At 69.5% G+C, this 14,098-nt stretch carries 9 protein-coding genes, 1 tRNA gene and 1 pseudogene; 8 read left to right on the top strand and 3 right to left on the bottom strand.

Annotated elements, in window-relative coordinates; genetic code table 11:
* The first annotated feature begins 134 nt into the window (after positions 1-134).
* Positions 135-210, top strand: a tRNA-Lys gene (locus J4Z35_RS07215).
* 124 nt (positions 211-334) lie between these two features.
* Here the strand turns inward: J4Z35_RS07215 and J4Z35_RS07210 are convergent.
* On the bottom strand, positions 335-997 hold the full coding sequence (locus tag J4Z35_RS07210) for a lytic transglycosylase domain-containing protein (RefSeq protein ID WP_208065462.1): 663 nt from the start codon (positions 995-997) through the stop codon (positions 335-337).
* A gap of 513 nt (positions 998-1,510) precedes the next feature.
* Here J4Z35_RS07210 and J4Z35_RS07205 point away from each other — a divergent pair.
* The 7 genes and pseudogenes from J4Z35_RS07205 to J4Z35_RS07175 all read left to right on the top strand — a co-directional run.
* A pseudogene (locus J4Z35_RS07205) lies at positions 1,511-1,597 on the top strand (short-chain dehydrogenase); the annotation flags it as partial.
* Between the two features lie 107 nt (positions 1,598-1,704).
* A complete protein-coding gene (locus tag J4Z35_RS07200; protein WP_074041005.1) occupies positions 1,705-2,256 on the top strand; it encodes a hypothetical protein in 552 nt (183 codons plus the stop codon).
* Positions 2,257-2,343: 87 nt separating this feature from the next.
* The gene (locus J4Z35_RS07195) at positions 2,344-5,091 is read left to right on the top strand and encodes a DEAD/DEAH box helicase (RefSeq protein WP_197418888.1); all 2,748 of its coding nucleotides are present in this window, start codon (positions 2,344-2,346) and stop codon (positions 5,089-5,091) included.
* A 238-nt stretch (positions 5,092-5,329) separates the two neighbouring features.
* Positions 5,330-6,760 carry an amino acid permease gene (locus J4Z35_RS07190; RefSeq protein WP_062258107.1) on the top strand — a complete coding sequence of 477 codons (1,431 nt, stop codon included), beginning with the start codon at positions 5,330-5,332 and terminating at the stop codon, positions 6,758-6,760.
* 77 nt (positions 6,761-6,837) lie between these two features.
* Entirely contained in the window at positions 6,838-9,537 is a 2,700-nt protein-coding gene (gene treY / locus J4Z35_RS07185; protein WP_062258101.1) for a malto-oligosyltrehalose synthase, read from the top strand.
* Positions 9,534-11,387 (top strand): malto-oligosyltrehalose trehalohydrolase, encoded by a 1,854-nt coding sequence (gene treZ / locus J4Z35_RS07180; protein WP_006946412.1) that lies wholly within the window; start codon positions 9,534-9,536, stop codon positions 11,385-11,387. Before treY ends, treZ begins: the two co-directional genes overlap by 4 nt.
* A 164-nt stretch (positions 11,388-11,551) precedes the next feature.
* Positions 11,552-12,178 carry a hypothetical protein gene (locus J4Z35_RS07175; protein ID WP_006946442.1) on the top strand — a complete coding sequence of 209 codons (627 nt, stop codon included), beginning with the start codon at positions 11,552-11,554 and terminating at the stop codon, positions 12,176-12,178.
* 396 nt (positions 12,179-12,574) lie between these two features.
* Here J4Z35_RS07175 and J4Z35_RS07170 read toward each other — a convergent pair whose 3' ends face one another.
* Entirely contained in the window at positions 12,575-12,841 is a 267-nt protein-coding gene (locus J4Z35_RS07170; RefSeq protein WP_062258103.1) for a hypothetical protein, read from the bottom strand.
* A 449-nt stretch (positions 12,842-13,290) separates the two neighbouring features.
* Positions 13,291-14,067 (bottom strand): phosphate ABC transporter ATP-binding protein PstB, encoded by a 777-nt coding sequence (gene pstB, locus J4Z35_RS07165; protein WP_038569353.1) that lies wholly within the window; start codon positions 14,065-14,067, stop codon positions 13,291-13,293.
* Between the last annotated feature and the right edge of the window lie 31 nt (positions 14,068-14,098).

The following is a 14,098-nucleotide window of genomic DNA, read 5'->3' as shown; positions in this document are numbered from 1 at the left end:
GGGCGGGGCTAGGCTGTCTCGCGCTGCACGGTGGCCGTGAGAGTCGACGATCGTGAGTCGGACGACTCGTCGCCATGCTCGTCTGGCGCATCGAGCCCGATGCGAGGATCTGGGTGCCAGGAACGGAGCAGCAAGGGCCTTTAGCTCAATTGGCAGAGCTGCGGACTTTTAATCCGTAGGTTGTGGGTTCGAGCCCCACAGGGCCCACCACTCGTCGGCGCGACGAATGTGGACGAAAATCGCCGTTGTGCCAGGTCCCGACCTGCCCGCCCCTACTGCGATTCCCGTCTACATCTGTGATTTGCGTCCACATTCGGTCCAGCAGACACGCGGGTCATGACGCAGGTCGCGTCGCTCCACTCCTCGCGGCCCCGCCCATCGACGCACCACTCGTCGGCGGCAGGGGCTTGGCATACTTGCCCATCGCGTGGGCGATGGCGTCGACGTAGTGTTCCGTCTCCGCGAACGGCGGGACGCCCTGGTACTTCGTCACGTTGCCGAAGCCTGCGTTGTAGCCGGCGAGCGCGAGGCGCATGGGGTTGTCGGCGATGCCTGAACGTTCGGCCCGCTGCTTCAGTTCACGCATCAAACGCCCCTGTGCGGCGACGGCGTCGGCGGGGTCGAACGGGTCGCCCTTGCCGTGGCTGGCCCACGCATCGGGCGTGAACTGGGCGAGCCCCTTGGCGTTCGCGTGCGAGACGGCCTTCGGGTTCCACTTCGACTCGACCTCGAGCTGCGCAGCGAGCACAGCGCCGGGCACGCCCGATTCGCGCGACGCCGCCGCGACGAGCGGCCCCCAGCCGTTCGGCACCTTCGACTCGTCCAGCCCGCCGAGGGGCGCGTCGAACGACGGGACGAGCTGCGGGTCCGAGCGTGTCGACGTCATGAGCAGCAGCAATCCCGCGCACAGCGCGACGACGAGGCACGTCACGACGATGCGCCCACGCCGCGTCAGACGGATGGGCGCGGACGATGACGCGGCGCGTCGTGGGGTCATGATCTTCTCGTTCGCTCTCGTCTCGCGCGTCTTGAGGTCCGACTCTCGGCCGAACCCGGCTGCTTGCCCGCTGCTGCCTCACACGCTGCCAAACGATCAGGGGGCGTAGAACCCTGTCGATGTACGCATCCCCTCCGCAAGGCCGGGGTAGCGGGCCGCTCCAGTCTGACAGGCTGCCGGCGCCCGTCTCGGCTGCCACGCTCGGACGCGTCCCGGATCGACGCTCCGAGGGCCTGACGACGACGCGTCGCTGCAACGTCGCACAACACGTCGACAGATGGTCGCAGCCCCCCGACGACGGGCAGCCCTGATAAATCGACGAACACATGAACGTCCGCCCAGACCTCATCCACGCGCCTCGTCGAGGTGAAGGGATCGAAGGGGGCGATGAGTAGCCCTTGCTGTTCGATCGACACCGCACCCTCGGGCGCCGTGGGCGCCTCAGATCTGGAGAAGACGATGACGAACACCCCGATCACCGCCGGCAACACGATCGGCGAATGGCTGGAGCACGCCTCGACCACCTTCCTGTTGAGCGACGACTCGACCAACATCAACGGCGCGGTGCTCACCTCGGACGGCGGGTGGTCGGCGGCCTGAGCCTCAGGGGCTCGGATTCGGCGGAATTCCGGGGTTGTCGGCATGATGTGGTTGGGTTGTTCTCGACGAGGAGAACCCGACCACACCGACGCCGAGGAGGCGCACCGATGGTGAACGACACCCCCGCAGCATCCGACGACCGCTCGAACGGCACGTGGCGCGACGTCGCGTCACCGCAGGCGCAGGCCGACCTCGACGAACTGCTCTCCGCAGCGCTCGGCGCGGCGATGGAGCACCTCGAGAAGAACGGCGAGTTCTACCCGTTCGCGATGTCGGTCGACGGCGAACCGACGATCGACTCCACCGGTGAGCCGACGGCCGCAAGCAACCAGGCCGTCGCGCCGGACGTCGACATAGTCTTCGCCGACCCCGCCGCGCTGGGCGAGCAGCCCGAGCCCGAAGCGGTGCTGGCCGAGCTGCGCCGCGTCCTCGCGGTGCGCGCCGAGAACGAGAACCGCACGGTCGCGCAGCGCGCGACGGCCATCGTCCTGTACGTCGTCGTGCCCGAGTTCGGTGACGCGGTGCGCGTCGACCTCGAGCACGCCGAGGGTGTGCAGCTCATGGTGCTCGCGCCCGTCAAGGGCAAGGGCAAATCGCGCAAGCGCACCTTCGAGTACGGCGACCTGCGGCTGTTGCCGGGCCAGCGCCACATCTGGTGAGCCGCGCCCTCGACCTCGTCCGCGATCCCGCACGACGACTTCGCGCAGCGGGATGCCCCGTCGACCACACCGAGCAGCAAGGCTGACATGACGAACGAATCGCCCGACGACGCCGCGGCCGGCGCCGTCGAGACCGTCCATCCCGGCGCGCAGGACGTCGCGGGCGACTTCGCCGCGTCCGCGGATGCCGCTGCGCGGGAGGCGAACCCGCGCGTCAAGACGCTGACGCAGCGGTTGCCGAAGACGTTTGACGCCGACCGCATCTACGAGGAGTTCACCGCCTGGGCGGGCGATCGTGGCCTCAGCCTCTATCCGCACCAGGAAGAGGCCATCATCGAGGTGCTCGACGGCAAGAACGTCATCCTCGCGACGCCCACGGGCTCGGGTAAGTCGATGGTCGCGACGGCGGCGCACTTCGCGGCGCTCGCAGGCGACCGGGTGAGCTTCTACACAGCGCCGATCAAGGCTCTCGTGAGCGAGAAGTTCTTCGCGCTGTGCGAGATCTTCGGTGCCGAGCACGTCGGCATGCTGACGGGCGATGCCTCGGTCAACGCCGACGCGCCCATCATCTGCTGCACCGCGGAGATCCTCGCCAACATCGCCTTGCGCGAGGGCAAGGACGCCGACGTCGGCCTCGTCATCATGGACGAGTTCCACTTCTACTCCGAGGGCGATCGCGGCTGGGCGTGGCAGGTGCCGCTGCTCGAACTGCCGCAGGCGCAGTTCCTGCTCATGTCCGCGACGCTCGGTGACGTGCGCCGTTTCGAGGAGGACATGACGCGTCGCACCGGACGCGCCTCCGTCACCGTCGCGGGGGCCGAGCGTCCCGTGCCGCTCAGCTATCACTGGTCGACGACACCACTCAACGAGACGATCGAGGAGCTGCTCGAGACGCGTCAGGCGCCCGTCTACGTCGTGTTCTTCACGCAGGCCCAGGCGCTGGAGAACGCGCAGGCGCTCATGTCGCTCAAGGTCGCCTCCCGTGAGGATCGCGACAGGATCGCCGAGATGATCGGCGACTTCCGCTTCTCCACCGGCTTCGGCAAGACGCTCTCACGACTCATCCGTCACGGCATCGGTGTGCACCACGCCGGCATGTTGCCGAAGTACCGCCGTCTCGTCGAGACGCTCGCGCAGGCCGGTCTGCTGAAGGTGATCTGCGGCACCGACACGCTCGGCGTCGGCATCAACGTGCCGATCCGCACCGTCGTGCTCTCCGGCCTGACGAAGTTCGACGGCACCCGCCAGCGCATGCTCAAGTCGCGCGAGTTCCACCAGATCGCCGGGCGGGCCGGCCGTGCGGGGTTCGACACGAGCGGCACCGTGGTCGTCCAGGCGCCCGAGCACGTCATCGAGAACACACGCAACATCGCGAAGGCCGGTGACGACCCGAAGAAGCTCAAGAAGGTGCAGCGCAAGAAGCCGCCGGAGGGTTTCATCAACTGGAGTGAGGAGAGCTTCGAGCGCATCGTCGCGAGCGAGCCCGAAGCGCTCGTCAGTCGCATGCGCATCACGCACTCGATGCTGCTCAACCTCATCGCCCGCGACGGCGACCCGTTCGTCGCCGTGCGCGATCTCGTGCGCGACAACCACGAGGATCGCAAGGGGCAGGCGAAGCTCGCTCGCCGCGCGATCGGCCTCTACCGCGAGATGCTGGCCGCCGGCGTCGTCCGGCGACTCGACGAACCGCAGGCCGACGGGCGCCAGGTCGACCTCACGGTCGACCTGCAGGACAACTTCGCGCTCAACCAGCCGCTCGCACCGTTCGCCCTCGCCGTCCTCGACATGCTGAGTCCCGACGACGCCGCCCCCGCCCGCGGTGACGCGCCGGAGGTCGACACCTCGACGAACGAGGGCGCACGCGCTGCGGCGCGCACGAACGCACAGGATTACGCGGTCGATGTCGTCAGTGTCATCGAGTCGATCCTCGACGACCCTCGCCCGGTGCTCATGGCGCAACAGCACAAGGCGCGCGGCGTGGCGATCGCCGAGATGAAGGCCGACGGCATCGAGTACGACGAGCGCATGGAGCGCCTCGAGGACGTGACGTGGCCGAAGCCGCTCTCCGACCTGCTCGACGCGGCGTTCGAGACGTACGCGCAGAGCCAACCGATGGTGCGCATGTACGAACTGTCACCCAAGTCCGTCGTGCGCGAGATGTACGAGAATGCCTGGGGCTTCGGCGATCTCATCCGCTTCTACGACCTCGCGCGCAGCGAGGGCGTCGTCCTGCGCTACCTCACCGACGCGTACCGCACCCTGCGTCAGAGCGTGCCCGAGTCGAAGAAGAACGAGGAACTCGCCGACCTCATCGAGTGGCTCGGGGAGGTCATCCGTCAGACCGACTCGAGCCTGCTCGACGAGTGGGAGGCCCTGACGCACCCGGGTGACGCGCCGGTGCAGCAGGAGACGGTGCTGAAGCAGCGTCCCCTCACGGCCAACCCGCGCGCGATGAAGGTCGCCATCCGCAAGGCGATGTTCAAGCGCGTCGAGCTCGCAGCGCGCGACGACGTCGACGGCCTCGCCGCGCTCGACGCAGCCGTCGCGGCGACGACCGACCCGCCGACCGAGATCGTCATGGATGCCGACGCGTGGGATGCCGACCTCGGCGCCTACTACGACGAGCATGACGAGATCCTCCTCGACGCGGACGCCCGCGGGCCGAAGATGCTGCGCATCACCGAGCAGCCCGACAAATGGGAGATCCGCCAGGTCATCCACGACCCCGATGACGACAACGACTGGGGGATCGACGCGGAGGTCGACCTCGCCGCCTCCGACGAGGCGGGCGTCCCGCTCGTCGTCGTGGTCGGCCTCAACCGCCTCGGGGGCTGACGCGTGTCCGCGACGAGCGGCGGTCATCGAGAGCCGCATACCGGCCAAGGACGAAGAGCAGCCGAGCCAATCTTGTGAGCACGGGGAGCCCCTGACGACGAACACCGAACGCACGGGCTCGGGTCGAGCACGTACCCTGACCCGGTTGTTGGCCGGCGCGGTGTCGCACGAGCGTGCCCAGCGCGACGCTTTCAATGAGACAGCCACGCCTCACCCCAGCTCGTCGAAGGAGAACACGGTGGATCAGCAGGTCGGCGCCCACGCGGTCAAGGGCTCGGCGAGCACGGACGCCCCGGCGAGCTCAGAGGGTTCGAGTGGCCTGACGCGCAGCCTCGGGCATCGCACCATGCTGATGATCGGTCTCGGTTCGGCGCTCGGCACGGGCCTGTTCTTCGGTTCCGGCGCGGCGATCGGGGTGGCCGGCCCGGCGGCCGTCGTCAGCTATGCGCTGGGCGCGCTGCTCATCGCCGTCATCGGCCTCGCCATGGCGGAGATGGCGACCGCCCGCCCCGAGCCGGGCAGCTTCGGCGCCGCCGCGGGGCGTTACCTCGGGGAGTGGGCCGGCTACGTCTCTCGCTGGTGCTACTGGGCGGCGAGCGTCATCGCGCTCGGCGGCGAGGTCGTCGCGGCCGGCGCATATCTGCAGTACTGGTGGCCGCAGACGTCGCTCTCCGTGTTCGTCGCCCTCGTGGCGCTCGCGATCATCGTCATCAACCTGCTCTCCGTGCGCGCGTTCGGCCGCGCCGAGGTCGTCTTCTCCGCGCTCAAGGTGACGGCTCTCGTCGCGTTCATCCTCGTCGCGCTCGTCCTCGTGCTGTTCGGCGTGCCCGGCCATCCCGCCACCGGGTTCGCTCACCTCACCGACCACGGCGGGTTCATGCCCGGCGGTATGGAGTCGATCTGGTTGTCGATGTCGATCGTGATGTTCGCCTTCGTCGGCGTCGAGGTCGTGCCGATCACCGCGGCCGAGGCCGACGACCCGCGCCGCAGCGTCCGCACCGCGATGCGCGCCCTCGTCGCCCGGCTGGGGTTGTTCTACGTCATCGCGGTGGGTCTCATCGTCACGCTCAACGCCTGGACCGACGTCGCGTCCGCGAAGGGCCTGACGGCGAGCCCGTTCGTCAAGGCGTTCGACGCCGTCGGGCTCCCGGCCGCCGCGGGCATCATGAACGCCGTCATCCTCGTCGCCGCGCTGTCCACGGGCAATGCGCAGCTGTACGGCGCCGGTCGGCTCGTGCACTCGCTCGCCGTCGATCGTCTCGCACCACGATTCCTCGCCCGCACGACGTTGCGGGGAGTGCCGCTCGCGGCCACGCTCGTCTCGACGTTCGGCCTCGTCCTCGCGATCTACCTCGCACAGACGGGGGTGGCCGACATCTTCACCAAGCTCGCCTCCATCGCGATCTTCTCCGTCATGGTGACGTGGCTGCTCGCCCTCGCCAGCTTCATCGCGTTCAAGCGCCGCGGCGACGTCGATGGCAGCGTCCACCTGCCCGGCGGCAGTGTGACGGCGGCGCTCGGCGTCGTCGGCGTGCTCGCCGTGATGGCCACCGCGTTCGAGGTCGACGACATGCGTCAGGCGGCGCTCATCGGCAGTGGCTGGGTCCTCGTGCTGCTCGTCGCGTACCTCCTCACGCGGGCCGGGCGAGCCCGGGCCCGTACCTACTGACGCCCCACCTCACCCCTGCGGTGGGATGCTGCGGCCCCGACTCGATTTTCCGCGCGAATGGTGGTGGGGTTGGAGGCATGAGCGCGCCCGTGACGTCCACCTATCGCTTCCAGCTGCACGCCGACTTCCCGTTCGACGCTGCCCGCGCGCAGTTGCCGTACCTGAAGAAGCTCGGCATCTCGCACGCCTATTGCTCGCCGATCCTCACCGCCGTCCCCGGTTCGGTCCACGGCTATGACGTGCTCGACCACACCCGTGTCAACCCGGAGCTGGGCGGACGCGAAGCGTTCGAGCGGTTCGCCGACGCCGCGCACGAGCTGGGGCTCGGTGTCGTCGTCGACGTCGTGCCGAACCACATGGCGTTCGTCGCGCCCGAGTCGAGCAACGCGCCGCTGTGGGCGCTGCTGGCAGGGGGGAAGGACGCCTCGACGGCGCATTGGTTCGACGTCGACTGGGACGCGCTCGACGGCGCGCTCGGCGTCCCGATTCTCGGCAAGCCGCTCGACGAGGAGATCGCGGACGGCTCGATCACGCTCGACCGCAGCGGTGACGAACCCGTGATCCGCTACTACGAACACGTCTTCCCCGTCGCCGACGGTTCCCTCGACGGCATCGGCGAGGCGCCGCAGGGCGACGAACTCGCCCGGCTTCTCGAGCGTCAGCACTACCGGCTCGCGTTCTGGCGCGATCGTGACGCGGTGCTCAACTATCGTCGCTTCTTCGAGGTCAACGAGCTCATCGCCGTGCGCGTCGAGACCGACGACGTCTTCGACGCGACGCACGCGCTGCTGCTCGAACTGCATCACGCCGGCCACATCGACGGCTTCCGCATCGACCACCCGGACGGACTGGCCGACCCGGCCGGATACCTCGCGCGACTGACGCAGGAGTGCCGCAGGGGCACGCCGATCTGGGTCGAGAAGATCCTCGAACCGGGCGAGCACCTGCCGAGCGACTGGGCCTGCGCGGGCACGACGGGTTACGACGCGATGGCCGCTATCACCGCCGCGCTGGCCGATGACGCCGCCGCCCCGACGATCGAGGCATGCTGGCAGCGTGCGCTCGGTGACGGCGACGCCCGCGACGTCGAGGTCGCGACGCGCGAGGCGAAGCGCTTCGTCGTCGAGAACGGTCTCGTGCCGGAGGTCGAGCGGCTGACGCGTCGCGCCGCCGAGGTGCGCCCCGACCTGCAGCGCGAAGCACTGCGTGCCGCGATCGTCGAGCTGCTCGTCGCGGCGCCCGTCTACCGCGCCTACCTCGTCCCGGGCGCCCGCATGGCACCGGAGTCGAAGCACCACCTCGACGAGGCGCTCGAGGCCGCGCGCGAGGCCCGCCCCGATCTGGCCGACGAGCTCGATGCTCTCAAGCGCATCGCGCTCGTGCGTCCGCACGCCGGGGCCGACGAGTTCGACGACATCGAGCCGGCCGCGTCCGACTTCGCGGTGCGTCTGCAGCAGACGTGGGGCCCGGTCATGGCGAAGTCGATCGAGGACACCCTCTTCTACCGGTGGCACGCGTTGACCGCCCTTAACGAGGTCGGCGGCGACGTCGACGTCCTCGTGGACGCCGGCGCGCACCGTCTGAACGCCTGGGCGCAGCACAACGCCGAATACTGGCCGCGCACGATGACGACGCTGTCGACGCACGACACGAAGCGCAGCGAGGACGTTCGCGCGGCGTTGCTCGCGATCGCCGGTGACGACGAGGCGTGGACGGCGTGCAGCGACGCCGCGTTCGCGCTCGCCGACGCGATGGGCGTCGACCGGCCCGCGGCGGCGCTGGCGTGGCAGACCATCGCTGGATTCTCCACCGCCTACGGCCCGTTCGACACCACCGATGCTGACGGCGCCGCACCCGACGCCGCCCACGGGCGGCGCGATCTCGGCATCGACGCGGATCGCCTGAGCGAGTACCTGACGAAGGCGCTGCGCGAGGCGAAGGTCTACACGGCCTGGACCGACGGCGACGAGGCGTACGAGAAGCAGGTGCTCGCCTTCGCCACCGCTGTCCTCGAGGCTGACGACGCCGCCGCCCCTCGAACGGGGGAGAGCGCTGCATCGGCGCCGGCCGCCGAGACGCTCGCCGTGGATCTACGCCGCAGCCTCCTCGACGCGCGTCGACGGAACGCCGAGGCGATCACGCTGACCGGGCACACGCAGAAGGTGCTCGAGCTGTTCCTTCCGGGCATCCCCGACACCTACCAGGGCTCGGAACGTCCGACGCTCAGCCTCGTCGACCCCGACAACCGTCGCCCGGTCGACTACGGCGAACTCGAGCAGCTCCTTGACGTCGAGGGCTCGCGTCCGCGCCTCGTGCAGCGTTGCCTCGCCGCGGACGTCCATGCGCCGGCGAACCCGGGGTCGGGTTACGAACCACTCGAGTCCGACAGCGAGTTCCTCGTCGCGTTCGAGAGGACGGTGCCGGCAGCGTCCGTGGTGCGCCGTCAGATCGCCGAGGCCGGGCGTCTCGTCGAGGCCGCGGGGCGTCAGGTGAGCAAGTTGGTCAAGCGCGCCCAGGGCGGCGAGCAGACTGACGCACCGACGCCCGCCGAGGCGGACGCGACTCCGCTCGCCGTCGCCGTCATCGGGGTGCGCGCTGCATCCCGGGCACTGCGCACGGGCGCGCTGGCCGATGCCCACGTCAGCCTGCCTGCCGGAGAGTGGCGGCACGCCTTCACCGGCGAACGCCTCACCATCACCGACGCGCCGGTCGCGTTCGGCGATCTCGGTGACCACGAGTTCGGCCACGTCCACGTCCTCGTTCAGGAGAAGCGATGAACACCTACTCCTCGCCCGGTTTTCACGGCGCGACCCAGACGATCTCGGTGTGGGCGCCGGCCGCCGAGCGCATGGTGCACCTCGTCGCGGACGGCGTGAAGGCGCCCATGAAGGCCGGCGAGAACGGCTGGTGGCATTCGCCCGAGCCGGTGCGCGTCGGCAGCGAGTACGCCTTCAGCATCGACGGCGGCGACCCGCGCCCCGACCCGCGTTCGCTGCTGCAGCCCGAGGGCATCCACGGCCCCAGCGAGGTCGTCGACCTCGCGGCCCACGACTGGCAGGACGACGGTTGGCGCGGCCACCACGCGGACGCGGCCTCGCACGACGACGCGATGCGCGGCGCGGTCTTCTACGAGCTACACATCGGCACGTTCACCGAATCCGGGACGTTCGACTCGGCCATCGAACGGCTCGATCACCTCGTGACGCTCGGGGTGACACACGTCGAGATCCTGCCGGTGAACGGCGTTCCGGGAGAGCGAAACTGGGGCTATGACGGTGTCAACTGGTACGCGACGAGCGCCGCCTACGGCGGCCCGGCCGCCTTCCAGCGCTTCGTCGATGCGTGCCACGCGCGCGGCCTCGCCGTCTGCCTCGACGTCGTCTACAATCACCTCGGCCCGAGCGGCAACTACTTGCCCGAGTTCGGCCCCTACTTCAATGCGCTGCACCACACGCCGTGGGGCCCCGCCGTCAACCTCGACGGCCCGCAGAGTGACGAGGTGCGCCGCTTCATCATCGAGAACGCGCTCATGTGGTTCACCGAGTTCCACGTCGACGCGTTCCGCCTTGACGCCGTCCACGCGCTCGCCGACGACACGGCCGTCCACATCCTCGAAGAGCTCACGGCCGCACTGGAACTCGCCGCCGAGCAGACGGGGCGCAACGTGGTCGTCGTCGCCGAGTCCGACCGCAACGACCCGGCCACCGTCACGCCGCGTGCGCGCGAACCGCGCTCGGGTCAGCGCGGACTCGCAGTCGCCGACGGTGGCAGCGCCGGCCTCGGGCTGAGCGGGCAGTGGGCCGACGACATCCACCACACCCTGCACGTGCTGCTCACCGGCGAGACGCAGGGCTACTACGAGGACTTCGCGGCCCCCGCGGCCCTCGCCAAGATGTACGCGACGCCGTTCTTCCACGACGGCACGTACTCGAGCTTCCGCGAGCGCCGCCACGGCCGCCCCGTCGATCCCGAAGCGACGCCGGGTTGGCGCTTTGTCGCGTCTCTGCAGACGCACGATCAGGTCGGCAACCGCGCGACGGGCGAGCGCCTGTCGCAGCTCGTCGGCGTCGACCGGCTGGCCTGCGCGGCAGCGCTGCTGCTGACGTCGCCGTACACGCCGATGCTCTTCATGGGTGAGGAGTACGGTGCGCAGACCCCCTGGCAGTTCTTCACCGACCACGTCGACCCCGAGATCGCCGAGGGCACCTCACGCGGGCGCGCGGCCGAGTTCGCAGCCCACGGCTGGGGTGACGCGGTGCCCGACCCCCAGGAGGAGTCGACCTTCCGCAACTCGGTGCTGCGCTGGAGCGAGATCGACGACCCCGACGGCGAGCAGTCGCTCCTGCTCGACTGGTACCGCACCCTCATCAGGCTGCGCCGCGAGGTGCCCGACCTGTCCGACCCGACCCTCGGCACGAGCCGGGTCGAGGGTGACGGCCAGGGCCCGACGAGCGTCGTGACGGTGCACCGCGGCGACTGCCGCGTCGTCGTCAACCTCTCGGGCGAGGCGACGACGATCGACGCCGACCGTGTCATCGCCGCATGGCACATCGTCGACGAGCGCCCCGCCGACGGCGGGGGAGTGCGCGTCGTCATCCCGGCCGACGGGGTGGCCATCGTCCGCTGACCCGTAGCAGGGTCGTGCCGCCCGGTGCGACCCTGTGGAGTTCGCGGCGACGGCGTCCGGCGGATGTCTCGACGGCGCCCGGCGGAATGCCGCCCGCCCGCGCGTCGTTGACCCGATGACGCACTCGACGCCTCGTCGAGGCACCGAAGGAGCCAGCCGTACCCGTGACGCGTTCCCACCACAAGCCGTTGTTCTTCACCGACCGCGAGTTCCAGGCGTTCGAGGGAGCACCCGACCCCGCCGATGTCACCGCCATCGCGCACGAGAGCGCCGCCATCCTCGTCGGCGCCGGGCGCACCAACGCGGACCCGGAGGTGACGGCCCGGCTCATCGCGCTGACGGACGAGATCGGCTTGTCGACGCTCGCGCAGCTGTGGGCCGGGCGCCCCGCCGTCAGCCTGCCCGGCGTGCTGTGGCGCCTCTACACGCTGCGCGAATGGGTGCGCCGCGACGCTGTAGGCGCCGCGGGCGACTACAACGCCGGTATCCGGCACGCTCACGTCTCCCACGCCGTCGCGGGATCGGCCGACCCGAGCGGACCTGCCGAGATCAAGGCGCTCGCCGACCGCATCCTCGAGGGCGCCTACACCGGCGACTTCGCCGTCGCGCTCGAACGCGCCGCAGCCTTCTGTCGCGTCGTCGCCTCCGGCCGGGCCGAACGCGCCGAGCGTCACGACGGCCATGACGATGCCCTGGCCGCGCGCGAGGCGCTCAGCGCCGCACGGCTCGGCGACACAGCCCGTGACCTGACGAAGGCCGCCTCCGCCTGGCGCATCGGCAACCTTGACTGATCCGACCCGACTGACTCGACTCAGGTCATTCGACCCGGGCGGCCCGTCTCGAGCGGTGCATCTCGACCGGTTCATGGGTTGCGCTGTCTGGTCTCGACCGGTGGTGACGCCTCGCCAGGCGTCGCCGGCTCCGGGACGACACTGCACTGCGTGACGTTTCTCGCAGCCGCCGGGAATGCGAGGGCCGGTGATGTTCGTTAAGGTGGATGAGCACGCTGGGCCGCGGCAGCCCCGGGTCCCAAATTCAGCCGCTACGAGCGGCCTAGTGCCGAGAGGCGCTCCCGGTCCAGCGTGTCTCACATCTCTCGCGGCGCGGCCATCCCCTGCGCCGCTACCGCACCTCATCGCGAGCGGCGAAGCGCCGGGATGTATTGGCATTCGACCGTGCCGTGGTGGTCAGTGCGCCAGGAGGTAGTGCTCCGCCGCGTCGCGGCGGGCCTTCTCGCGGGCGCGACGCCCACCGCCCTTCCAGTCGCAGACGTGGCAGACGCCGTAGCTGAAGTTGCCGTCGTCGACGATTCCCGGGGTGTCCGAGAAGACGATCTCGTCAGGGGTCGGGTGAGCGCCGCGCGCGATCGCCTGCTTCTTGCGGTTCTTGAGCAGCGACTTGCGCGACCACGTTCCAATACGAGTTGCATCCTTCGGCACAAGCACAGTGTGCATGAAATCGGGATGAACGGCCCCTGAAGCATTGAGTCGATTTGCCCGACCCCGGGCACGATGTTCAGCGCCGGCTCGCGCTATGCCGAAGAGGGTTGCGCCCCAGGGAAACTCGATCGGCACACGGTCATAGCCCCCGCTCATATGTGATGTGAGTCATTCTGCATCCCGACGTGCAGCGACGCCTGCAGCGCCTCCCAGCGTGAAGTCAGGTTGACGCCGCAGGAACGCTGCCCGGCAACGCAGGCGCCCCCCACCGTCACGACGGTGGGGGGCGCACAACGCACGATGGATCAGCAGTGCTTCTCGGGCTGAGCTCGGGGGCGCCTGCGGACCTCGCTTCGTTCGTGTCCTCGGCACCCTTTCGCTTTCACCTGACGGGCTCGGAGGGCCGCGCCGGGCCGGTGCTCGCTTCGCTGCGCCCCGGTCCTCACGGCCCTTTCGCCCGGCTGTCAGCCGAAGCGACCGGAGATGTAGTCCTCGGTCGCCCGCTGATCCGGGTTGCTGAACATCTTCTGCGTGTCGTTCATCTCGACGAGCATGCCGGGCTTGCCCGTCGCCTCGAGGTTGAAGAACGCCGTCCGGTCAGCCACACGCGCCGCCTGCTGCATGTTGTGCGTGACGATGACGATCGTGTAGTCCTTCTTCAGCTCCAGCATCAGATCCTCGATGGCGAGCGTCGAGATCGGGTCGAGAGCCGAGCACGGCTCGTCCATGAGGAGCACGTCCGGCGACACCGCGATGGCACGCGCGATGCACAGACGCTGCTGCTGACCGCCCGACAGGCCGGCACCCGGCTTGTCGAGGCGATCCTTGACCTCGTTCCACAGGTTCGCGCCACGCAGCGACTGCTCCGTCTTCTCGGCGAGCACCTTCTTGTCCTTCACGCCGTTGAGGCGCAGACCCGCGACGACGTTGTCACCGATCGACATCGTCGGGAACGGGTTGGGGCGCTGGAATACCATGCCGACGGTGCGGCGCACCGCCACCGGGTCGACGCCCGGCGCGTACAAGTCCTCGTCGTCGAGGAGCACCTGGCCCTCGACGCGGCCGCCGGGGATGACCTCGTGCATGCGGTTGAGGGTGCGCAGGAACGTGGACTTGCCGCAGCCCGACGGGCCGATGAAGGCCGTGATCGAGCGGGGCTCGACCGTCATGGAGACATCGTTCACGGCGAGGAAGTCGCCGTAGTAGACGTTGAGGTTGTGAACGTCGATCCGCTTGCTCATTGAACTCGGGTTCCTTTACGAGTCGTATCCG

It is taken from the genome of Dermacoccus sp. NHGro5, assembly GCF_017565385.1.
GTDB lineage: Bacteria > Actinomycetota > Actinomycetes > Actinomycetales > Dermatophilaceae > Dermacoccus > Dermacoccus nishinomiyaensis.
The sequence above is the reverse complement of the archived record's forward strand: the minus strand, read 5'-3'. Positions and strand labels throughout refer to the sequence as shown.